Here is a 22,053-nt window from a genome sequence, read left to right on the forward strand (position 1 = left end):
GAATGGAGCCAGTGATGTGGTAGGGCCACTGGCTCGGGAATTGGGGCTTATCGACGTTTACGTGATAGCAGGCCGAGTCCGGCGAGAGCGACCAATAGGGATGAGCTGGGTTCTGGGACGGCAGTGGTGGTCAATCTGAAGTCGACATTGGATAGGCCTGTTCCGTCACCAGCATTAGAGATGACACCAGTCCAGGTATTGGTGCCGGTGATGTTAGTAGAGACTCCAGTGGCGAGGTCGACGCCTGAGACACCATGGGCGTAGCTGGTACCATTGGCTGTCCAGGTTTCACCAATCGCGATGTTTTGGGCGGAGAAGAAAGTAAATGCGGCGATATCGATGTCGAAATTTGCGTTATCATCGCTGAAGTTGGCAAGGGTGATACTGAAGGTGTCTCCATTATCTGGGCGTGAGAAGTTGGAGCCATCTGAGGCGTCTCCAAGGCCCCCGGCTCCGTAGGTGACGGGCCATGTGCCTGTTCCTAGTCCAGTACCAGTGAGGATGATATCGTAGGTGAAGTTAATGGTCTCTCCTCCTTCGGATAGCGAGCCAGTGATACCTGAGTAGGTGGCAGTTTCAGTTCCCGTATTATTGTCGGTGACAGAGGTATAGTCGGTCCAATTTGTGTACTTACTGGAGAGGCCGCTGATACCGGTATTGTTGTCTCCAATGCTGTGTATGACAGTGGCGGCTTGGGAGGCAGTGATGCCGAGCAGTGTGATTAGAGTGTATGTTTTTTTCATCTTATGTGTTTTGCTACATTGTAGTTATGCAAGGGTAGAGGTGTCGGTGGTGGGGGAAGAAGGAGATTGGCAGGAGAAGTTCTGCGTCATATACTGACACAGATGAATGAGCGGAGAGATGAGCGCGTGAGCATTGTGCGTCGGATTAAGTTGGAGGAGGGGGTAGTGGAGGGATTGCGTGGGGATATTGAGGCTGGGGTATGGGGGGAGTATTTACCAGGGGTGCGGAAGTTGATGCAGCGCTATGGGGTGAGTCGGCCACCAGTAGAGGCGGCATTGGTTCAACTGGAATCGGAGGGGATGTTAGCGGCTGCGCAGCTGCGCAAGCGCAGGCAGATTATTCGGAAAGAATCGGGAGTGCGCAGGGGGGGGATGGTTTTAGTGAGGCCCCCCTTTAGTCAGTTGAGTGCTCTGAGTCGCGAGGTATTGACGCGTTTGGAGCCCTATTTACGAGAGGCGGGATATGCGTATGAGGAATTTGCTGTGGATGAGCATCGGCGTGGTGAGGGAGAGGACCATAGGGTTCGAAGTGTTCGAGGAGATGAGGCGGTAATTGGTTTGGACATGTCACACGGGTGGATGCGAGAGAGGTTTCCGTTTCCTTGTCCGATGTTGCTGTTAGGCGGTAAGGCGTTTGAGGACAGTGAATGTGCTGCGGTGGGTTTAAGGATGGGGGAGGCGATAGAGGAGGCAGTTTATCACGCATTGATGCATGGTTGTCGTGAGGTGTGTTTGGCGGAGGTCGGTTTACCGCGTGGGGTGCGTACGAAGTTTGGTGGGTATGTTGAGCGGGCATACGCGAGGGCAAAGAAGCCGTATCATGCGGCATTTCACACGCCGCATCTGGAAGCTTCTAAGGTGGGAATGCGACTGCGGGAGGCGGTACTGGGTCGGCCCATTGATATGGTATTAACGACGAAGGAGTATGCGTGGAGCAGGGTGATTTATGAGTTACAATGCGCAGGGATTGCGGTGCCAGTGAAGAACATGCTGCGCGAGGGGACATTTTCACTGTTTGATGTTTCTCCTGCGGTGGTGAGTCCTGTGCTAGAAGATTATGACCGGGGGATACAAGAATGGTTGGAGAGTATGAAGGTGGGGCGTCGGTGTGATTTTTCTAGGGGGGTAAGGACGCGTCCTTGCTAGTGTGGTGTTTGTCATAGGGATTAGTAGTTGTGGGGATGCTTTAAGTTAATTTGCTATTCAATTTGCGTAATAGTCAGTGGGGAGTGGTTCATTAGAGGTGGATTGGCTTTCGGCTTGTTGAAACATAAGAGTCGGGGGTAGCGTAAGTGATTGAATCCAAAAAATATCCATGAAATTGAGAGTGAGATCTGAGAGGCCGGTAAGGGGGGTAGCGAATACGAAGGCAGTGGGCATGTTAGTTGCGTGTGTTGCATTAGGGTATGGGATTCAAATGTATTTTCCCAAAGATCACCAGCCACATCAGCCAGTTGGAGTGCCGAGCTCTGCGCTTGCGGATAGTGAGGGTGAGCAAGAGCGCATGGAGAAGGAAGCGTATGAGGCTGAGCTTGAGAGATTGAGGAGCTTGATGCCGACGAGTGGCTTTGACAGATTGGGAATGCAGAGGAAGCATCCACTGGGAGGGATGACTACGACGCGGGAGGAGAAAGCGGGTTATCCATTTAATTTAGGGCCGACAGGCATACTGGCACGACGGGATCCGAAGGAGCAGGAATACACAGTGACTGAGGTGTTAGGCGGTTCACCAGCGGAGGGCAAGGTTCAGGTGGGGGATGTGATTAGTGGTGTATTTGGGCAGCGCTTTAGTGAGATTGAGGGGCCGGAGGTAGCGAAGGCACGTTTTCCGAATCCGCAAATGGGCATGGCGATTGAGCGCGCTGAGTCTGTAGAGGATGGGCAGTTGAATCTGATGGTAGAGCGCAATGGAGGAGAGATTGAGATATCACTTCAGTTAGAGAGGCTAGGGGCTTTTGGGGATGGGTTTCCGATGCGCAGTGCGAAGGCGGATTTTCTTGCAGAGATGCATGCTCAGATATTGGCAGCGCAGCAAAATTCAGATGGTTCATGGGGGTCTGGTTTTTCAGACGACAAGAAGCAAGTGGGCAAGTTATTACCGACCTGCATGGGTGGGTTAGCTTTACTGTCTACTGGGGAGGAAAAGTATCGTGAAGCGATTGACCGGTGTTATGAATGGGTGTTAGGGCAATATCCGAAGAGTTTCCAGTCGTGGTTTTTTTGTTACAGGGCGGCATTTTTAGCGGAGTATGCCTTTCGTTATGGAGATGAGCGGGCGAAGGATGAGATCAAGCGGATGGTAGACGAGTTAGCTGGAGGCGCCTTTTATTACAATGGGGTGTATGGTTATGGTCATAGTTTAATTCGGGGAAATTACCGTTACGGTGGGATCAATGCCTGCACGGCGCATGTGGCGCTCACATTTGGGATTGCCAAGGCGATGGGAGTTGAGGTGCCAGAGGGAATGGATATGGCGATGGCACGCAGTATTGAGCGGCTGGCTCCGGACGGGGCATTGGATTATGGCTGGACGGCGAGAAGTAAGGGCAAGATTACGAGCGTAAAGCACAATGAAGACCAGGGGCGCACAGGGGTGGCATATATGGCCTACAGGTTGTTAGGTGGTAAGGAAGACCATCTTAATAAAATGTTAGACTACCTTTTATTAAACAAGGAATATACGGATTGTGGTCATTCGAGTGGTGGGTCGATGAGTTGGGTATGGGCGAGTATTGGGATAGGTTTTGAATCTGAGGAAGCATATAGGGAGTTAATGCAGAGTCGTATTTGGTATTGGAATTTCAACCGGCGGCACGATGCAGGTTTTTACCTGCAGCCGAGTGCGCATTTACAGTTTAGGCCATCCGACATAGTGTTAGGTGCTCATTACACGAATGCGGGGAATGTGATATTATTGAACCGTCATAAGGGGAACATGTTGCTTACGGGTAAAGAGGCTTACAAGACGCCATCTAAAGAGTTGTACACTGAGAGTTTAGTGGCATCGTCAGATTATTTTGAGCGTCAGGACAGGGTGGTTGAAGTAGCGGAAGCGGTGAGTTTGATAGGTGAGAGGTCACCTTCTTCGGTGATAGCACTGATGGAGGCATTGAAGCGTGTGGCGATAGAGAGCCCTGACTACCAGAAGGAGGTGGTGGCTGTGTACGAAGCTCATTTGGATAAAGCGGTACGGGACGTGGCGAACATGTCATTGACGAGTGAGACACGCAACAAGGTGTTAGCTGCTTTGTTGGGTGTGAATTACAACTGTCAGATGAGTATCCGTGGGAAGAACGCACGGGTGACGCACCGTGTGACTGGACCGAATTTAGGTGAGATTGAGTTGGTCGCGACTGTGGAGGGAGCAAAGGGTAAGCTTGAGAAGAAGCTGAGTGCTGGAGAGACTAGGGAGAGTCAGCGGTTTGGGCAGACGGTGAAGGTGAAGGAGGGAGATACGGATGTTCAGTTAGCCGGTAAAACGGTGATTTTGTGGAAGGACATCCAAGTTGAATATGATTACATGTTAGAGCATTCAGAAGGTGTGAGGGGGAAGTGGTCTAGGAACCCGAGCGACACGGTATATGGACCTTTTGTGGCGCGGGTGGAAAAGGCGATGGAGAATGGGGCATTTCAGGCACGGATGGCCGGCGATGTGCTATTTGAGTGTTCACTGATGGGGAACACGGAATTGATCAATGCCGAGGGAGATGTGACGACTTACGCGGAGTGGAAGAAGAAGCGGAAGAAAAATTTGGAGGCGGGGACCTTGGTACGGTTTGGCTATTTTAACCGTGGTGGTAATCCGTTCCTGCCGATGACTGACAGGATTGAGATTTTGGAGTGAGGCTGTGGGGGGCGGAATCTGACAGCACACTAGTAGCGATAGTTGATAGAGATGCTAGCGAAGGGGCCGGGTTTGATATCTGATTCTTGGAGGGTATTGTTATTGAGGTCTTCGACTTTGAGTGAGCGAGCGAAGGAATAGCCGAGGTCGATGCCGCCCCAGATATTTTTGTAGAGTCGGTGTTCTGCGCGGAAGGCGAGGTTTACTTTTCCGACGTTGATGGTGCGTTCGGGGCCGTATTGGTCGGCTTTTACTTTCCAAGTGGGTGAGGAGAAGCGGGCGCTGAGTCCGAGGAAGCAATCTTCGTTTACGCTGTAGGAGACACCAGCGATGGGGCCGAGGATATAGGCTTCGACATCAGTGCAGGGGCGGTAGATGAGCTGGACGACAGGGATGAGGAAGTCATTTCCATAGTAGTGGGAGTAGTAGGCACCGACGAGGAAGCGGAAGTCGGGGTTGAAGACGTAGCCAAGGCCTGCGCCAGCGGCGATGCCGTCATTGTCACCGGCATCGAAGTCACCATTCCAGCTTGGCATGACGAAGGCACCTGAGATCCATTCATGGCCATGTTCTTTGACGATAGCGATAGGGAGGTTTATGGAGTGGAGGTTAGTATTGGGTAGTAAGTTTGGGGAGCTTGTTTTAAATTCTAGCTGGGTGTAGTAGAGAAACGAGATGAGATGCCAATCATTGTAGTTGAGTGGCAGCACTGGGGCTAGGAATGAGAACTCGTCGGATTTGACATCTCCGGGGAGGGAGTCGAAGTCTGAGGCGAATTGGTGTTGGTAGCCGGCGTAGGCGACAAAGTATCCGGGGAGGTCGGTGGTAGTGCTTTGGGATCGAGTGAAGAACTCGAGGTGTGGTGCACCGATGTAGAAGCCTTCTGGAGGCGAGGAGTCGATAATTGGCTCGGTGGTGGTGAGTTCAGTGACTGAGCCTGCGAGTGAGAAAGTGGCAGTGAGTGCCGTGAGGCCAGAGATGAGGTATTTGAGCATAAAAAAAGAGTGTTAGTTCACCACGCTTCTGGCGCGATTCTACTAACACTCTCTGATAGATTCTAAATGGGTGTCAATCACGCAAAGTGAGCGTGATAGCCACATGGGTGATTTATTGTTCGAAGAGGCCTCTGATTTCGAAGTCGCTGAGTTTGCGATCCCAGATGGCCATATTGTCGATAGTGACGGGTGATTTATGATGGAAGTTTTCGTTACTATCGCAGCCGATGTAGATGAATGGATTTTTTTTCAATTCATTGATTTCGGCATTTCCTGAGGATTCTACTTTTTCGCCATCGATGTAGATGGTGAGTGCTTCATCTGAGCGGGCGCAGACCATGGTGACCATGTTCCATGTGCTACCTGCGATGACGGCGTCTTCGGGTTTCCAGACGTGGTTAGCGCTATCGCCCTCGAAGGCTTCGGTTTCACCTTCTTGCCACGGTTGTTTGGAGACGGCGACGAGGTCTTGGTCTTCATTTTTGCGTGGTTTAACCCAGAAGGAGATGGTGAAGTCTTTATCGCTTCTGCCCATTGGGGTGCCGGTGAGAGGCAGTCTGTAGTAGCGGGTCTTATCGAGGATGAGGCCTTTGCCACTGCGGCCATTTCTTGAGAAGATTGGAGCGGCGTTGAGCGGCTCTAGCTTAATGTTAGGGGCATTGGCAGCGGAGAGTTTTTCCTCATTGAAGTCGAGGTAGGCGATGAGTCCTTCACGGGGGAGGCTGGAGAGTTCAGCTTGTGCTTTCTCTGAGCCATCGGTGTAGCCATTTTCAGTTTCTTCCTCACCGCCGGACATGGCGACGATAATAATGATGAGGAGGACGACTGCGCCGATGCCACCGAGAACGAAGGGGTTCTTAAAGGTTTGCATTTTTGCGGCCATCTCGGCTTTTTTCTGAGCATCTGCGGTGGCTTTTTGGGCGGCGAATGCATCGGCAGCGGAGACTTGGCCGGTGGTTTGGGCAGCGACTGTTTGAGTGGTCGTTGTGTGGGTGGCGGGCACGTTATAGACCGCGGAGGTTGCCTGAACTGGAACGGGGGCTGACTGGATGGGTTCGGGAAGGTGCTGGGTGGCTTCCTCGAAACTTTGGAAACGGTCCTTTGGATCGTAGGCACGCATTTTATTGATCCACTGGGCCATGGCATCTGGGATACCGGCATTGTACTCGGTGATCAGGCGTGGTTCTTGTTTTTGCAGCTCGATGATTTCGTCGAGAGTGGTTTCGATCCACGGGTGGCCGCCGGAGAGGCCGTGGAAGACGAGTTGGCCGATGGCGTAGATTTGGGAGAGCTCGGATGCTTCTTCACCGCGTGCTTGTTCGGGTGAGATGAGGTAGGGTGCACCGAGGAATTCCTTACTATCGTGGATTCGGCGGGAGATTTCTGCGAGGCCGTAATCAGTGATGGAGTAGAGTTTTTTTCCACTGGGGCGTGCGATGAGGCCGATATGGTTGGCATCGAGGGCGCCGTGGAAGTTACCAGAGGGTTTGGCGGCATCTTGGATTTCCAGCATTTGGTGGGCGAGCTCCCAGCCTTCATATTCACTGAGGGGGCCTGACTCGACGAGTCGGGTATTGAGCACGGTGCTTTCGAGGAGCTGACGGATGATGTAGGGGCCGTCGTCATCGATACCGTGGGTGTACGTGATAGGCAATCCGGGGTGGGAGGCCGTGGCGAGTTCAGCGGACGCAGCATTGAAGGCTTCTTGCCATTCTGCTTTGTTGCCGGTGGGAGTTTCATAGCGCAGGATCTGCACCTTACGCTGGATGAGCGTATCTTCGGCTTCGTAGTAGTTCCCGTAGGCAAGCTCTTCCATGAGCTGGCCAACTTGGTAGCGGTCGTCCATTAGTGTGGTGAGTTTTTTGTCAAAATTTGGTTCTAGACGGGAGGGATTGGAATGGACTAGCATTATCGGTTTGCCAAATAAAGCCTAATTCTCAGATCCTTGAAGAAAATCGGCCTAAGAATACTTGCTGACAGAAGAATGGAATTAGCGTAAATCTGGGAGTGATGAAAACGACAACAAGTGTGTTAGCGCTAGGGCTGATGAGTTTGCCATGTCTCGCCAAGGAATACATTCTCTACAAAGAGGGGGGAATGCCAGCGGTTGGGACTAAGCTGGAGATGACATCGAAGACGGATTTTCCGGAGATGAAGATGAGTGTGAAGGGGGGGCCACAGGCGATGGAGGGGAAGATGTCTCGGAAGTCTGAGGATACTGAGGTGATTGAGGTAAAGGGGAAAGGAAAGCTGCACTATGAGCTAAAGGCATCTGAGTCGCAGAATGCCACTGAGATGATGGGGCAGAGGCAGGAGGCTCCAGAGCCGCCGAACAAGTTGTTGAAGACGCCCATTTTGTTTGAGCTACAGGGAGACGACTGGGAAGCGAAGCCGGTGAACGGGCAACTCAGTGATGAGCAACGCGAGGCTGCGGAAGACAAGCTGGAAGGTTTTTTGGAAGCGGGCGAGATTTATGGTGAGAAGGCGCGCAAGGTGGGTGAGACATGGAAGGTCGAGGGTGATGAGCTTTCGGTTCTGATGAAGGATGCGGATTTTGATGAGGGGGGAGCGACACTGACTTTACAGGAGATTGTGACCAAGGATGGCCAGGAGTGTGCGAAAATCTTGGTGAAGTTCGACATGTCAGGTTCCATTGAGGACAGTGGGATGACGATGAAGATGGAGGGCACCGGGAACGTGGTTCGCAGTCTCGAGCATTTGGTGGATCTTGATTTAGACATGAAGATGAAGATCACGATGGGGGGCGAAGTGGGCCCCGGGATGAGCATGAGTATGAGTGGTGAAGGAACCATGCATCAGACGATCAAGCTGACTCCTGCGAAGTAGTATAAGACTGTTAGGCACGCTATCGCGCTAGCGGTGGGTGCAGCAATGATGACGCTCAGTGCCAGTGTGGTATTGGGCGTTTTTTGTGGGGTGAGAGCGAGGAGGTGGCTGTTTTGACACCTAATAGTGTGTTGGGCGGAAGAAGAAAAAGTTCAAGCTGGTACGGTAGCTGCTGTAGTCCAAGAAGGTGGCCTACAGAGGGGCTCAAGCATCTTCTTATGTCTGGATTTCAAGAACATAGATATCTCGTGGTGACGGACTTGGACAGTTCTTTGTTAGACGAGGACTATGGATATGCAGGGGCTGAAGATTGCTTGGCACTGATGTCAGAGATGGGGGTACCATTGGTTTTCAACTCATCGAAAACCTATGCTGAGTTGAGGGCACTGGCCTCTGATGTGTCGGTTTGCAGTGGGGTGGTTGCAGAGAATGGGGGGATGGTTGGACCACGAGGAAATGGTCCACTGTGTGAGGCAGCTGGGGATTCTTACGGATTTTGTTGTCAGCATTCTGGTATGTCGAGGAGGCGGATACTTGAGCATGTGCACGGGATACGAGAGGCGTGTGGGTATCGGTTTGAGGGATTTGCAGATTGGTCGGTAGCTGAAGTGGTAGAGCGCACGGGTTTGAGTGTGCGTGGGGCGGAGTTGGCGATGGAGAGGGAATCGACTGAGCCGATTGTTTGGAGTGATAGTGAGGGGGCATGGAATGCATTTGTTATGGGATTAGAGGCAGTGGGGGTAAGGGCTGTGCGAGGTGGAAGGTTTATTCATTTGATGGGGATGGTGGATAAGGTAGGAGGGATGCGTTGGTTTAGTGAACGGTATGCTGAGGCGTATCCGGAGGTTCATTGGACGACAGTAGCGGTGGGTGATAGTGAGAATGATTTAGCAATGTTAGAGGCGGCTGACATCCCGGTAGTGATTCCTCACGTGGGGGGGGCACGGATCAAGCCGAAACATGGAGCGGCACGTGTGGCAAACAGTCCTGGCTCAGCGGGGTGGGGGCAAGCAGTTAGAGAAATTATTACAAGTTAAAGATTATGGGCGACTTTCACCAGCATGGGATCATCACGACCTTACACCAATTGAGCAATCGACCCTTGGAGGAGATTGAGAGTGAATTGGTACAATTTTCAAAGAAGAAGCCTATGGCATTGGTCTTACCCTCTCTCTTTTCGGAGCTTGAGGGGCCTGCTTTATCACACATTGTCGATGAGATTTCGCATGTGCCCTATTTAGATCAGGTGGTGATTGGTTTGGATCGTGCAGACGAGAGTCAATATCGCTATGCCTTAGAGTTTTTCAGTCGCTTGCCGCAGAAGCCCAAGGTGTTATGGAATGATGGGCCACGTCTTCGTAAGATTGATGCACAGTTACAGGCATTGGGGTTGGCTCCGAAAGAGCCGGGAAAGGGGAGGAATGTTTGGTATATGTTTGGGTACGTATTGGCATCTGGGCGTGCTGAGGCGGTGGCATTACACGACTGCGATATCACGACATATTCGCGAGATATGTTGGCCCATTTAATTTATCCGGTAGCAAATCCGGCATTTAGTTATAAATTTTGTAAAGGGTATTATGCCCGCGTGGCGAGTGGGTCGATGAATGGTCGGGTGTGTCGTCTGTTAGTGACACCATTATTGCGAGCATTGAAGAAGGTTTGTGGAGCGAATGATTACCTCAATTATCTGGATAGCTTTAGGTATCCTCTAGCAGGTGAGTTTTCGTTGACGAGAGACGTGATAGAAGATGTTAGGATTCCGAGTGATTGGGGTTTAGAGATGGGGGTGTTATCTGAGATGAACCGGAATTATGCGACGAATCAGATTTGTCAGGTAGACATAGCGGACAACTACGATCACAAGCATCAGGAATTATCGCTAGAGGATAAGACACGTGGTCTTTCAAAGATGAGTTGTGACATTGCGAAGTCATTGTATCGGAAGATGGCGACGCAGGGTGAGGTATTTTCACCGGAGAGGATAAGGACGATCAAGGCGACCTATTATCGGATCGCCTTGGATTTGGTAGATAGTTATCACAATGACGCGGTGATCAATGGGTTGAAGTATGACAGGCATACGGAGGGATTGGCAGTGGAGACATTTGCAGAGAATGTGATGCAGGCTGGGTATGACTTTTTGGATCCTGAGAAATCGATGGAGACGCCTTTCATGCCGAGTTGGAATCGGGTTCAGGCGGCGGTGCCTGACATCATGGAGCAATTGATAGAGGCGGTGGACGAAGACATGCGTGAGTTTGGAGGTGCGGGATTTGATCAAGCGAACCATCCGAAGGTGCAGCATATTCGCGAACGCGTTGAGCAGCATGTAGGGAATGTTTATGGGGCTGAAGCAGCAGCGGGGATATCGAGTGCTATCATGCGGGAGGCTGATTTGGCGGATGCGGCAATTGAGTCGCATACGATGGTAGACAAGTGGGATGAGAGTGATGTGGTAACCATCAGCTATGCTGACACGGTTCAAAAGGAGGGTGAGCGACCACTGAAGACTCTGCAGCGGTTTTTGAAGAAAAATTTACGTGGTGTGAGTAGTGGTGTGCACATTTTACCTTTCTGTCCCTATACATCGGACTATGGGTTTTCGGTGGTGGACTATCAGCAGGTGAAACCAGAATTTGGAACTTGGAAGGATATTCAGGAGATTGGGGAGGATTTTGATTTGATGGCAGATTTGGTGATTAACCATTGTTCTAGCAAGTCAGAGTGGTTTCAAAATTTCCTTTTGGATAAGGATCCTGGGAAAGATTACTTCGTGTTAGGTGACGAGTATGAGGATTTGAGTAAAGTGGTACGTCCACGAAGTTCACCATTATTGACTCAAGTGGAGACTGCAAGTGGGGAAAAGGAGGTGTGGTGTACCTTCAGCGCCGACCAAGTAGATCTTAATTTCAGGAACCCCGATGTACTGTTAGAATTTGTTAAGATCATCAAGAGTTATCTCAAGAAGGGGATAAAGATATTTCGATTAGATGCGATTGCATTTTTGTGGAAAGAGTCTGGGACGAGTTGTGTGCATTTAGATGAGACGCATGAGATCATTAAGTTGTTGAGGTTAGTGATAGAAACGATCAATCCGGAGGCGATCATTATCACGGAGACGAATGTGCCAAACAAAGAAAACCTGAGTTATTTTGGGAATGATAACGAGGCGCACATGATCTATAACTTTTCGCTACCGCCCCTCTTGGTGAACACCTTATTGAGTGGTGACTGTAGTCATTTGAAGACATGGATGATGTCGATGCCACCGGCGCGCAGGGGCAGGGCGTATTTTAATTTTATCGCATCGCATGATGGGATTGGGTTGCGTCCCGCGGAGGGGTTGTTGAGTCAAAGTGAGTTGAAGGGATTGACGGATACATTATGTCGATTTGGGGGAGAGATTTCGATGAGGAAGATGCCTGATGGGCAGCTTAAGCCATACGAAGCGAATATTTCATTGTTCAGTGCGCTTGCAGGAAAAATTGGAGGAGAGAGAGATGCATGGCAGGTTGAGCGTTACCTTTGTGCGCACACGATTATGTTGGCGTTAGAGGGGGTTCCGGCATTTTACATTCATAGCTTGTTAGGGACGGAGAATGATTTGCAAGGGGTTGCAGAATCCGGTGAGTTGCGAGCGATCAATCGCTATCATTGGGATGAAGCTGCACTAGAGGATGCGTTAAATGATGATGAGAAGCATCATGCGAGGGTCTTTCGTGCCTTGAAGGATAGAATTAAGTTGAGGAAGCAGCAGGCGGCATTTCATCCGAATGCGACGCAGTACACTCTACATTTTGGCAAGCAGGTATTTGCGTTTTGGCGTGAGAGTTTGAACCGTGACCAATCGATTTTTGCGATACACAACATCTCTGATGCGAAGCAGGTGATTCCGATTGTGGAGTTAAATTTAATAGCGACTGAGCAATGGAGGGATATTCTCAGTGGTGTTGTGATCACAGAGGGGATGAAGAGCATTGAGCTGGAGCCATATGGCTGTGCTTGGATTACCAATAAATGATGTTGGGGCCTATTTGATTCGTCGTTAGGTGGTTGAGAGGAGTCTTTTCATTTTGCATGTATGTGCTATGGGTAGCTCGTTATGCAGTGGAAGGTATTGAGCAGTTTGATATGTCTTAGTGGTTCCTTGTACGCTGGGAGTGCGTTGCGCGATACCCCAGTACGTTTGAAGCATTTTGTACCTCAATTGGGAGAGACAGTAGCTGTGCACATTCATTCGTTTACTGGGCCAGGTGAGATGACGACATCACAAGATGGGCAAGTAAAGAAGGGTGAGATAGAGATTACTTGGCAGCAGGAATTAGAACGTACAGAGGTGCTCGACAATGGGGTGAAGAAGCTGAGGTATAAGGTCCTGAAGGATACTGTTGTGAGAGAGGTGACGATGGGAGGGGAAAAAGACACGCGCACGACGACGAGCCCCTTGGTGGGGAAGACTGTGGAGGGAATGCAGGATGCTTCTGGGACTTGGAGGCTGTTTTTGGATTCAGCGGCAGATGCTGAGCAAGCCGTCTTGATGGACGAGTTAGAGTCTTATGAGAAACGCCGATGGTTCATCGAGCAGCCCGTGAGAATTGGGACGACATGGGATTTTAGTCCGAGTTTTATCAAGCATATCATGGAGCGCGACCTGAAGGGGGCGAAGGTGATAGCAAAGATGAAGTTGAAAGATGTGAAGATGCTTAACCAGGTTCCTGTGGCGGTGGTAAGTTTCAGCATCAAGTCGGCAGGGGTGAGGCATGATGCTGATGCGTCGATTTCTTTGGATGGAGAGGTATGGATCGATATGAAGAGGATGTTTGATTACAAGATTACGATGCAGGGGGAGATGACGACAGCGAGCAGCCATGGTGGTACCACTACGGTAGTGAAAACACCTGTGAAGTACTTGGTGACGAAGGAATTAAAGAGCGGGAGTAGATAGTGTTAGTTGATACGTCGTTAGGTGCGTGGCCATGCGTGGCCGAACTGGATATAGACAGCGGTATCATTTTCGGAGAATCCGACATCGACTCCGGTGTGCATGCCGTGGCGTTTTGAGATGAGGTAGCGGAAGCCTAGGCCACCGGTGGCGATGGTTTTGTTTCCTTCAAAGACTGAGTCATCGATCCAGTAGTTACCGACGCCGGCGAACCCGAGCAGGCTCCAACGTTGGTGGACTTGCCAGCGAAGTTCGGCTTCGGCTTGGATGATGCCATCACCTTGGTATCGGGCGATGGGGGCGCCTCGGAGTTCTAGGTAGGGTTGGCGGTAGAATGGGATGTTGCCGAAGCTTTGTTTGAAGTCGCCGCGGGCAGAGAGGTAGAGTTTATCCTCGATGAGTGGGTGGAACTGGAGGGTTTGGAATTGGAGGATTTGGAAATCATCGTCGGCGCCGAAGGCTTTTTGGTTCCAGACGACACCGAGTTCGGTAATTTGTCCTTTGGTGGGGGTGAAGATGTTATTGCGGGTGTCGTAATTGATAGTCGTTTTGAAGGAACTAAAGATGGTTCGGGCACCGAGGGCTGAGAGGTCGATTTCAGGTGGGAGGAATTCACTTCCTGGGAAGCTGCGGATGGAGGCATTTGCGTCTCCATAGAAGTACTTGAGACCGACATTCCAGTTGGCGTCTTCCTTGAGTTTCCATTCACCACCGAACTCGATACCTGTGAGATCGACATTGTAACGGAGTGGGTTATTACTGGGGATAATGGAGGACCCTAGACCATAGAAGTCGAGGTTGATAGAGGCGCCGATGAGAGCGGCCTCAATCTGTAAGCGTTCATCGAGGTGGTAGCCGGAGTAGAATGCGAAGAGGCCTTCAGTGCCATTTTCGGTGGCGAGGCCACCGAGAGCATAGAAGTCGGTTTTTTCGCGACCTTCAGGGCGGTTCATGAAGACTGGCACGACAGCAGCACCGTAGCCGACGGCAGGCTCGGTGATAGGAACTACTACTGGATAGAAGCCAAATGGGCGGTCAAGAAATTCCCCGATATCTAGATATCCGTCATCGTCAAAAAAGCGGAGGCCTTTCTCATCATCAGCTTTAGATAAAGGCGTTTCATTGGCGTGTGCAGTGGTCAGGCTAATGAGAAGGCAGGAGAAGAGGATGGGTGCTTTCATGGTAAGGAACGGGAGATGGGTACGGTGGGGACTTTAGCGGGAAAGTGTGTGGGAGGGAACTTAAATCTGGTTATACCATCTCTCGACTCGGAATAGTCGAATGGAGTGTGGCTCAGTCTTGTGAAGTTTGCACTTCGTGATTTTAGAGTAAATCGGATTATCTTACAGAATGTCATCGTTGTCATTCAGTTGTGATGCCCACATCACTCCTTCACTCCGCCTTGATATTCTGCAAGATCATTCCGACCATTCGTCCATTCCGTTTCGCTCAATGGTATTACTTATGGTTGTGAGAATGGAGAAGGAATGACGGGAGCGATTCTGAAGAGTATCTGCCACTCTTGGCCGATGTTATCTGGACGGACGAGGTTGTAATGTGCCTCGAGGCGGAATTTGATAGGCAGTTCACCGAATTTGGCGGTTTTACTTAGCCCAAGGCCGACAGGGATGGTATATCGGTTGTTAGGTTTTTCTTTCCAGTTGATGGCGATGGTGGGGCCAGCTCCGATCGACCAAGCATCGGGTAGTTTGTGGCGGACGATGTATTTGATGTTGGTTTCATTGGTATGGGCGCGGTCGCTATCGCCAGCGAATGACCACCAATGTTCGGCAAGTGCACCTAGGGTCCATTTATCGCCGAAATGGAATGCCATAGCAGCGGGGCCGGCCTGCCATTTTCCTGCACCGATGAATTCACTGGAGGCGGTTGGAAATTTCATGGTCGTTCCAAGCCCCCAAACGAAGCCTTTTGATTTATCGGGTCCATAGAGGCTGAGCATTTGGATGTCCCCGATTCCAGTGGTGTGCTTTATTGTGTCACCATTGGTGTCTAGAACAGGGGAGGTGACGAGGGGGAAAACGGGACGTGCAATGAAGGTGAAGTCATTGGCCATGGGGATGGGCATCCCGGGCTGGAAGTTGAGGACATTGGCTTCGGTAGAACCATTGACACTATTACCGCTGATAGAGCGATAGGAGTTTTCTAAGGTGATCGACCAGAGGGAGGTGAGAGGGTTCTCGAGCTGAGTGCTGATGTCGTCTAGTGACATCTTGGAAGCTGGAGTGAGCTCGTGTGAGGAGGTGTCGATGATGTCGATGGCTTCGTTAGCAGTGAGCAAACCCGTGAGGCAAAAAGTGAGGCTTGCTGAATGTATAATGTGGCGATGCATAGGGCTTATGGTTGTCTATAAGGGTGAAAGGCTAGAGATTAATTCGTTACTTTTGCTCGTATTTGTAAAATTCTTCAGCGCCTATGTCTAATACGTACATCTTGCCTTCAGGAGCAATATATCCGTAGGCTTTACTGTAATCTTCCCAATGCGTAGTCATTCTTTTGACTCTTGCTGGATGCTCTGCTGACAAGTCTACTTTTTCAGTTGGGTCGGTTTTCAAGTTAATGAGTACCCAATTCCCATTCTCATTAATTGTACTTCCTTGCATTAGTTTCCAATAGCCTTGGTAGACAGCTTTGTGCCCACCACTTTCGAAGCAGAGGGGTGTTATTTCTGTGTTTCTAATATTGTTAGTTTTGGCTTCTAGGAAAGGCTTTGCCGATTGACCAAATAAGGGATTCAGCTTTTTTCCTTTGAATGTTTCTGGTCGCTCTACATTCGCGTATTCCAAAATTGTTGGGTAGATATCCGCAGCATGCACAGTCGTGTCGGTGATTCCATCAACCACAACGCCTGAACCAGAAATAATGAGAGGAGCTCTAATGCCGCCTTCACCTGTTGTTGTTTTATAATAGCTGTAAGGCGTTGCTGTGACTTCAGCCCAAGAGCCGCCCAGTGAAGTAAATGAGTTCTTCCTACCCAGATTTTTCAAGCTATTGTCGTAGCCTTTTTTATTAAAAGCATCGACATCACCGAGATAATAAAAAGCTGACTCGTATGGATTAGGACCATTGTCTGACATAAATATGAATAGGGTATTCTCAAACCTATTCATATCTTTGATGACCTGAATCAAATGGCCTAATTGGTCATCCAGATACTCAATCATAGATGCATAAATTTCCATTTTTCGAGCCTGGATAGTTTTCTGATCATCGGTCAAAGATTTCCATTTTGGAAAATTTCCAGTCCCTGCATTGTATGGAACAGACTGGTCAATCAGGTCTAGATCCTTCATGCGCTCAAGCCGACTTTTTCTTATGGAATCATAACCTATATCATACTCACCTTTATATTTGTTGATGTAATCATCTGTAATATGGAGTGGATCATGTGGCGCAGTGTAAGCGAGATATCCAAAGAATGGTTTTTCATCACTTGAGTCCTTGATGAATTGTATCATGTGGTCAGTGAAGTCTTTAGTTGAGTAGAAATCCTTTGGTAGTTGATCTACTTTTTTGTCATTTTTAACATAGAAAGTGACTGGTTCGTCATAGGGGCCAAGTGGATCACCATCTTCAAAGTAACCCGACCCTCCGGCCATTTGAGCGAAACTTTTTTCGAAACCTCGACCGTAAGGATACTGGGATGAGTTAAGAGATCCAAGATGCCACTTTCCGCTCATGTAAGTGTGATATCCGTTAGAGACTAATACTTCTGCGAGTGTGGCGACTTTGTCATTTAAAAAGCCTTCATACCCAGGTTGCATGTACTGGTTCTTAGTGTGTAGTGGTGCCATGGCTCCAAGGCCATTTTGGTGATTATCAACACCTGTCAGAATGGAAGCTCGTGTGGGAGCGCACATTGGCTGCGTGTAGAATCGTGTAAACCTAATTCCATTGCTAGCGAGTTTATCGATGTTTGGAGTTCGAATTTCGCCTCCATAGCTCCCAAGGTCCGAGTATCCCATGTCATCGACAACAATGAGCATGATATTGGGCTTGGAGGGGGAACTCTGGGTGTATGCGTTACTTGATAGTGCGGCAAATAATAATGTTGAGACTAGTTTTGTTACTTCAAACATAGTGGTTCATTGGAGGGATTATTTATGTTGCCATATAAACCAAAGCATTGGTGCGTGGGGATCATTACTCTTTAAGAGTGAGAGATGCTGGGTGAAAGAGGTCTTCGATTTTAAGGTGTTTTTTGCAGAGTCCTTGCTCGTGCGAGTAGGCGAAGAGAGCCTCGAGTGTCTTACGGTTTTTCTCGATGCCATAGGACCAATAATCTTTTCCTAACAGACTGTATGTCTCTTCCATTTCTTGCCCAAGCCATGGGAGCATGCTGTCTACCCATCCGAGTTTAGCGAGGCGTTCTTGAGCTGCGCTCTTTGATTCTGAGTAGGCCTTAAAAATTGACTGGATGATGGAAGGGTCGGACTCGACGAGAGAGTTTCTAACAGCCACTGCGTGCATGATGGGGAAGATGCCTGTCTTTTTGTAGTAAGCACTTTCAGTAGCTCGCACATTATCAAAGAGTCGAGCGACTTTGGGATGTCCTTGGACATAACAACGTGGTTCAGCAGCGTGTAGAAGGGCATCGACATCACCGTCTTCGAGTAGTTGTGATTCGTCTTTGCCCGCTGAACCCTCAGTGAATTTAAGGCCTTTAGGAATGACGCGCTCTTGAGCTGATGCTTTACCTGCGATGTCGGCAGAAGAATCCGTTTTTGCGACGATCCATTCGACATCGTTCATAGAGATGTTGTATTCATGCTGTAAGATTCCACGAATCCATGTGAGCGAAGTGGACGAGAAACCAGGAGTGGCGATTTTTTTACCTTTGAGGTCTTCGGGTTTGTCGATCCCTCTGTCCGTGCGTATAAAAATGCTTTTGTGGCGGAAAATTCTAACAGGAAATATTGGAAGTAATGAGTAGCCTCGGAATCCATCATTCGCATAGGCGAGCATGTAGGGGTGGAGTCCAATTTCTGTGACATCATAGTCTTGAGGGCCTGAGAAGGTATTCGAGTTTGCTTCTCCAATGGATGTCAGTTTGTAGTCATACTCGTATCCTGTAATCTCAGCTTTCTTATCCGAAAGCATCCTGAGTCTGTCGTAATCATAGCCGGCGAGTTGGAGTTTTTTTGTAGATGGTTTGCCTGATGCGGCTTGTAAGGCAAGCGGAGTGAGCACAGAGGAAGCTCCAATGATATTGAGAAAATTACGTCGCTGCATGATAGGAAGAAACACCCGCAAGGATGGAATTCTTTGCGGGTGTTTGTATGGGAGAGGTTATTGATTGAGAAGCTCGATGCCGCCGAATGGCTCTGCGCGTTTTGTTGGTGTATTCGGATACTTTTCCATGAGTTTTTCGTGGCGCATTTTCATGGAGTCGAATGGCTCCCAAGCCCAGAGGAATTGGGCCATGAGGCCGTCTTCTTCACGAGGATCTTTATAGAGATCGAAGAAGGATTTGCCTGCTAGGCCGGGTCTTTCCCCGACCCAATGGCGCTTGAATTGTTGTTTCACCGTGGCTGCGAGTAGCGGGCCTGTGTAGATGTGGACGTAGTCGCGGCGGCCGTAGGCATCGCCATTAAGGAGGAGAGATGTTTGGTCGACACCATCAACGACACGATCTGTTGGAATGTGTTTCATGCCTCCACCGAGGCGAGCAAAGGTGGTATAGAGGTCGGTGACGTGGATGATATCGCCAGCGACTGTGCCTGCTTCGATGGTACCAGGCCAGTAGGCGAAGGCTGGGACGCGAACACCTCCTTCTGTGAAGGATCCCTTGCCACCGCGATAGATACCGAAGCGCGACATGTGGGGGGTAAATTCTAACATCGGACCATTATCCGCCATGACGATGATGAGAGTGTTTTCTTCGATTCCTTGTTCTTTGATGAGGGCAAGCATTTCTTTGAGCTTGGCATCCATTTCCTCGAAGCCATCACCATCTGCATTGGAAATGGAAGAGTCTCCACGACGGCCGAGGCGGTGCACGCCAGCTACGTTAGGTCCATGGAACCAGTAGCAGAGGAAGAAGGGGTTCTCCTTTTTCGCGTTGTCTTTGATGTAGTTCATGGAGCGAGTGTGTACGTCTTCTACGTATCGGAGTTGTTCCTCGTAGGAATAGTCTTTATTGTACTGCTTGGCTTTCTCCCCAGCCTTGGCTTCAGCTGCCCATGGTATGGTGCTGGAGTTACGGAACTTTTTATCGAGTGTGTAGAGACGATCTTGTTGATCCTCGGTGAAGCCATATGTTGCACCAATTGCTTCACCGTCTTTGTTGAAGAACTGGGAGCCGAATTGGTTGTAGATGGTGAAGAGGCATTCATCGAAGCCATTTTGGTGTGGATAGCTGCCATCGATGTCACCGACGTGGTATTTCCCGAAGAAGGCGGTGTTGTAGTTTTGTTTTTTGAGTACTTCTGCAATGGTGACTTCTTCTTGTGGCATGCCGATGGCGTGAACGGGGAAGACGACTTGAGTGAGGCCTGTGCGGATGGGGTGGCGGCCAGTGAGGGTAGCGACTCTAGTGGGTGTGCATGATGGTTCAGTGTACATACGGGTGAAGGTCATTCCTTCACGAGCAATGCGGTCAAAAGTGGGAGTCGACATACCAGTGACTTTGCTGAGCATGGGGTGGCCCACACGCCCATAGGCAGCATCGTCCCACATGAAGTAGATGATGTTAGGTGCTTTGCCGTGTTTGGCTTTGAGCTCGGATAGTTTTTTATCTAGAGCAGAGTCTTCTTTGGCCCATTTGTCAGCGTGCTGTTTTCTTATTTTTTGGAATTCAGCATCGTAGATGATAGATTCAGCTGTGAGTGAAGATACGGAAAGGCTGAGGGCCAGTGTGATGGCTGTGTTGGTTAAGTGTTTTATTTCCATTATGTGAAACTAGGTTAGTAGATTTGTGTTAGGTGAGTGTGTTTGATAGTTCAGATCTATTTTTGTGGTTGCCAGGACATGAATGTTTTGACGGTTTCGACGGATTCGGGGCGGAGGTTTTCAATGCCTTCGTAGGGGATGCCCTTGCCGAGTTTATTGTGTGGGTATTTTTTGATCATCATCATGTGCCGGTAGGCCATGTCTTGGAAGCTGGCGCCCGACCAGAGTGCGGTACCGATCTGTGGGTGTTCTTCGCGTGGGTCACGGAAGACGTTGAAGACAGGAGCTGCAGCACCTGGCATACCCGGAGCTGGCATGTGCATTTTATACTCTTGCTTCACGATGCCGCGGAGGATGTCGTTCTGATAGACGTAGACGTAGTCACGGCGACCGTTGAGCTCGCCTTCGAGGATGAGGGAGGTCTGGTCAATGCCATCGATGATGCGGTCGCGAGGGATGAATTGTTTGGCTTCTCCAAGGCGGGCGAAAGTGGTGAAGAGGTCTGAGACGTGGACGATGTCGCCTGCGTAGCTGTTTGGCTTGATCGCAGCAGGCCAGCGCATGAAGGCATCGACACGGATACCACCTTCGGTGAAGTCGGTTTTGCCGCCACGGTAGATGAGCTGATTGAGGCCAGAGGTACCTTCGTAGTGGTACATGAGACCGTTGTCGGCCATGAAGCAAACGATGGTGTTGTCGGCTTCGCCAGTCTCTTCGAGTTTAGCGAGGAGTTCGCCTACCCAAGTGTCTAACAACTCAAGTTTTTCGGCCATGAAACCACCATTGAGGGTTTTTGGGTTTTCCGGCACGACGAAGTTGAGTGGATAGAGAGGCCAGTACTGGAGGAAGAAGGGCTCGTCTTTTTTGGCGAGTGATTCGACCTGTTCGAGGATTTGCTTTTGGTAGCGCTCGTTCATTTTGACGTAGTGCGCGTGAGTCCATTCTTCACCTGGCTTGAGATCGACTTCCTTGGCTTTGCCTCCTGCGGTGGCTTCGACGCCGGTGACGAGGCCGAAGGGGCGGAACTTTTTATCGAGCTCGAAGGTGTCATTGCGGAGCGAGGCATTGTAGCCGAATTGGTTATTCGCCTTGCCTGACTCTGGGGTCATGACGGTGAGCTGGACCTGCTGGTGGAGTGGGAAGGCAGCGAAGTCGAAGCCTTGGTTGTGCGGGTAGGCTTGCTCAATGTCACCTTGGTGCCATTTTCCGATGTGGGCGGTGTTGTAGCCGGCTTGTTTGAGAACTTCAGCAATGGTGACTTCGTTAGCTGGGAGGCCTTCACCGACGAGGGCGACTTTGACTTCTTTGATGCCAGAGCGGACAGGGAGTCGTCCTGTTAGGAAGGCTGCGCGTGTCGGAGTGCAAGATGGCTCGGTGTACATGCGCATGAAGTTGAGGCTCTCGGAGGAAAGCTTGTTGAGGTTGGGCGTCTTGATGCCCATGACGTAGTTCATTTTCGGGTCACCCATTTGGCCGAAGCTGACGTCGTCGATAAGGATGTAGAGGATGTTAGGGCGCTTATCGCCATTTTTCTTTTTGATCTCGGCGAGTTTGGCGTCGATTTCTTTATCTTGAGCGGCCCATTTTTCTCCATGTTGGGCGGCGAGGAAATTGTATTCGCCATCGTGGATGATGGGTTTGTCCTCTGCGAGCACGAGGTTGCTGGCGAGAGCGAGGGGGGCGAGTGCTTTAGTGAGTAGGTTGGTTTTCATTGTTCTAGAGTGTGCGGCGCCTCTCGAAGGCTGAGAGTTGAGTCTGTTGTGAAAGTCG

The 22,053-nt window shown here is 50.0% G+C and carries 15 protein-coding genes; 6 read left to right on the top strand and 9 right to left on the bottom strand.

The window, feature by feature from the left end:
• Nucleotides 1-47: 47 nt before the first annotated feature.
• A complete protein-coding gene (locus ACFSW8_RS14500) occupies nt 48-743 on the bottom strand; it encodes a PEP-CTERM sorting domain-containing protein (RefSeq protein WP_377088093.1) in 696 nt (231 codons plus the stop codon).
• Nucleotides 744-845: 102 nt separating this feature from the next.
• Between ACFSW8_RS14500 and ACFSW8_RS14505 the strand changes: the two genes are divergently transcribed.
• Complete coding sequence (locus ACFSW8_RS14505) at nt 846-1,889, top strand: GntR family transcriptional regulator (RefSeq protein ID WP_377178600.1); 1,044 nt, start codon at nt 846-848, stop codon at nt 1,887-1,889.
• A 169-nt stretch (nt 1,890-2,058) separates the two neighbouring features.
• Nucleotides 2,059-4,587, top strand: coding sequence for a DUF6288 domain-containing protein (locus ACFSW8_RS14510; RefSeq protein ID WP_377178602.1), 2,529 nt, complete (start codon nt 2,059-2,061; stop codon nt 4,585-4,587).
• Nucleotides 4,588-4,616: 29 nt separating this feature from the next.
• On the opposite strand, the gene ACFSW8_RS14515 is transcribed toward ACFSW8_RS14510, so the two are convergent.
• Together ACFSW8_RS14515 and ACFSW8_RS14520 are read right to left on the bottom strand one after the other, a co-directional pair.
• Nucleotides 4,617-5,582 carry a DUF6268 family outer membrane beta-barrel protein gene (locus ACFSW8_RS14515; RefSeq protein ID WP_377088099.1) on the bottom strand — a complete coding sequence of 322 codons (966 nt, stop codon included), beginning with the start codon at nt 5,580-5,582 and terminating at the stop codon, nt 4,617-4,619.
• Between the two features lie 112 nt (nt 5,583-5,694).
• Nucleotides 5,695-7,428 (bottom strand): LamG-like jellyroll fold domain-containing protein, encoded by a 1,734-nt coding sequence (locus ACFSW8_RS14520; protein WP_377088100.1) that lies wholly within the window; start codon nt 7,426-7,428, stop codon nt 5,695-5,697.
• 164 nt (nt 7,429-7,592) lie between these two features.
• Between ACFSW8_RS14520 and ACFSW8_RS14525 the strand changes: the two genes are divergently transcribed.
• The 4 genes from ACFSW8_RS14525 to ACFSW8_RS14540 all read left to right on the top strand — a co-directional run bounded on the left by ACFSW8_RS14525 (nt 7,593) and on the right by ACFSW8_RS14540 (nt 13,377).
• A complete protein-coding gene (locus tag ACFSW8_RS14525) occupies nt 7,593-8,429 on the top strand; it encodes a hypothetical protein (RefSeq protein WP_377088102.1) in 837 nt (278 codons plus the stop codon).
• A 218-nt stretch (nt 8,430-8,647) separates the two neighbouring features.
• On the top strand, nt 8,648-9,466 hold the full coding sequence (locus tag ACFSW8_RS14530) for an HAD-IIB family hydrolase (RefSeq protein ID WP_377178604.1): 819 nt from the start codon (nt 8,648-8,650) through the stop codon (nt 9,464-9,466).
• A 1,214-nt stretch (nt 9,467-10,680) separates the two neighbouring features.
• The gene (locus ACFSW8_RS14535; protein WP_377091411.1) at nt 10,681-12,453 is read left to right on the top strand and encodes an alpha-amylase family glycosyl hydrolase; all 1,773 of its coding nucleotides are present in this window, start codon (nt 10,681-10,683) and stop codon (nt 12,451-12,453) included.
• Nucleotides 12,454-12,534: 81 nt separating this feature from the next.
• A complete protein-coding gene (locus tag ACFSW8_RS14540; protein WP_377088106.1) occupies nt 12,535-13,377 on the top strand; it encodes a hypothetical protein in 843 nt (280 codons plus the stop codon).
• A gap of 17 nt (nt 13,378-13,394) precedes the next feature.
• Here ACFSW8_RS14540 and ACFSW8_RS14545 read toward each other — a convergent pair whose 3' ends face one another.
• From ACFSW8_RS14545 to ACFSW8_RS14570, 6 genes are all read right to left on the bottom strand, one after another.
• Nucleotides 13,395-14,555 carry a BamA/TamA family outer membrane protein gene (locus tag ACFSW8_RS14545; RefSeq protein WP_377088107.1) on the bottom strand — a complete coding sequence of 387 codons (1,161 nt, stop codon included), beginning with the start codon at nt 14,553-14,555 and terminating at the stop codon, nt 13,395-13,397.
• A gap of 281 nt (nt 14,556-14,836) precedes the next feature.
• Entirely contained in the window at nt 14,837-15,724 is an 888-nt protein-coding gene (locus ACFSW8_RS14550; RefSeq protein WP_377088112.1) for a transporter family protein, read from the bottom strand.
• Between the two features lie 46 nt (nt 15,725-15,770).
• On the bottom strand, nt 15,771-17,471 hold the full coding sequence (locus ACFSW8_RS14555) for an arylsulfatase (protein ID WP_377088113.1): 1,701 nt from the start codon (nt 17,469-17,471) through the stop codon (nt 15,771-15,773).
• A 64-nt stretch (nt 17,472-17,535) separates the two neighbouring features.
• Entirely contained in the window at nt 17,536-18,624 is a 1,089-nt protein-coding gene (locus ACFSW8_RS14560) for an ABC transporter substrate-binding protein (protein WP_377178606.1), read from the bottom strand.
• A gap of 57 nt (nt 18,625-18,681) precedes the next feature.
• Nucleotides 18,682-20,283: a sulfatase-like hydrolase/transferase gene (locus tag ACFSW8_RS14565; protein WP_377088117.1), complete on the bottom strand. Its 1,602-nt coding sequence runs from the start codon at nt 20,281-20,283 to the stop codon at nt 18,682-18,684.
• Between the two features lie 56 nt (nt 20,284-20,339).
• Nucleotides 20,340-21,995, bottom strand: a complete 1,656-nt coding sequence (locus tag ACFSW8_RS14570) for a sulfatase-like hydrolase/transferase (protein WP_377178608.1) — start codon at nt 21,993-21,995, stop codon at nt 20,340-20,342.
• Nucleotides 21,996-22,053 lie beyond the last annotated feature (58 nt).

This window comes from Rubritalea tangerina (assembly GCF_042683245.1).
GTDB lineage: Bacteria > Verrucomicrobiota > Verrucomicrobiia > Verrucomicrobiales > Akkermansiaceae > Rubritalea > Rubritalea tangerina.

Bases quoted from the DNA above. Each gene is read 5' to 3' on its own strand.
- ACFSW8_RS14570 (WP_377178608.1), bottom strand. From the start codon at position 21,995: ATGAAAACCAACCTACTCACTAAAGCACTCGCCCCCCTCGCTCTCGCC.
- ACFSW8_RS14515 (WP_377088099.1), bottom strand. From the start codon at position 5,582: ATGCTCAAATACCTCATCTCTGGCCTCACGGCACTCACTGCCACTTTC.
- ACFSW8_RS14545 (WP_377088107.1), bottom strand. From the start codon at position 14,555: ATGAAAGCACCCATCCTCTTCTCCTGCCTTCTCATTAGCCTGACCACT.
- ACFSW8_RS14500 (WP_377088093.1), bottom strand. From the start codon at position 743: ATGAAAAAAACATACACTCTAATCACACTGCTCGGCATCACTGCCTCC.
- ACFSW8_RS14505 (WP_377178600.1), top strand. From the start codon at position 846: ATGAATGAGCGGAGAGATGAGCGCGTGAGCATTGTGCGTCGGATTAAG.
- ACFSW8_RS14525 (WP_377088102.1), top strand. From the start codon at position 7,593: ATGAAAACGACAACAAGTGTGTTAGCGCTAGGGCTGATGAGTTTGCCA.
- ACFSW8_RS14540 (WP_377088106.1), top strand. From the start codon at position 12,535: ATGCAGTGGAAGGTATTGAGCAGTTTGATATGTCTTAGTGGTTCCTTG.
- ACFSW8_RS14510 (WP_377178602.1), top strand. From the start codon at position 2,059: ATGAAATTGAGAGTGAGATCTGAGAGGCCGGTAAGGGGGGTAGCGAAT.
- ACFSW8_RS14535 (WP_377091411.1), top strand. From the start codon at position 10,681: ATGCGTGAGTTTGGAGGTGCGGGATTTGATCAAGCGAACCATCCGAAG.
- ACFSW8_RS14565 (WP_377088117.1), bottom strand. From the start codon at position 20,283: ATGGAAATAAAACACTTAACCAACACAGCCATCACACTGGCCCTCAGC.
- ACFSW8_RS14550 (WP_377088112.1), bottom strand. From the start codon at position 15,724: ATGCATCGCCACATTATACATTCAGCAAGCCTCACTTTTTGCCTCACG.
- ACFSW8_RS14520 (WP_377088100.1), bottom strand. From the start codon at position 7,428: ATGGACGACCGCTACCAAGTTGGCCAGCTCATGGAAGAGCTTGCCTAC.
- ACFSW8_RS14555 (WP_377088113.1), bottom strand. From the start codon at position 17,471: ATGTTTGAAGTAACAAAACTAGTCTCAACATTATTATTTGCCGCACTA.
- ACFSW8_RS14530 (WP_377178604.1), top strand. From the start codon at position 8,648: ATGTCTGGATTTCAAGAACATAGATATCTCGTGGTGACGGACTTGGAC.
- ACFSW8_RS14560 (WP_377178606.1), bottom strand. From the start codon at position 18,624: ATGCAGCGACGTAATTTTCTCAATATCATTGGAGCTTCCTCTGTGCTC.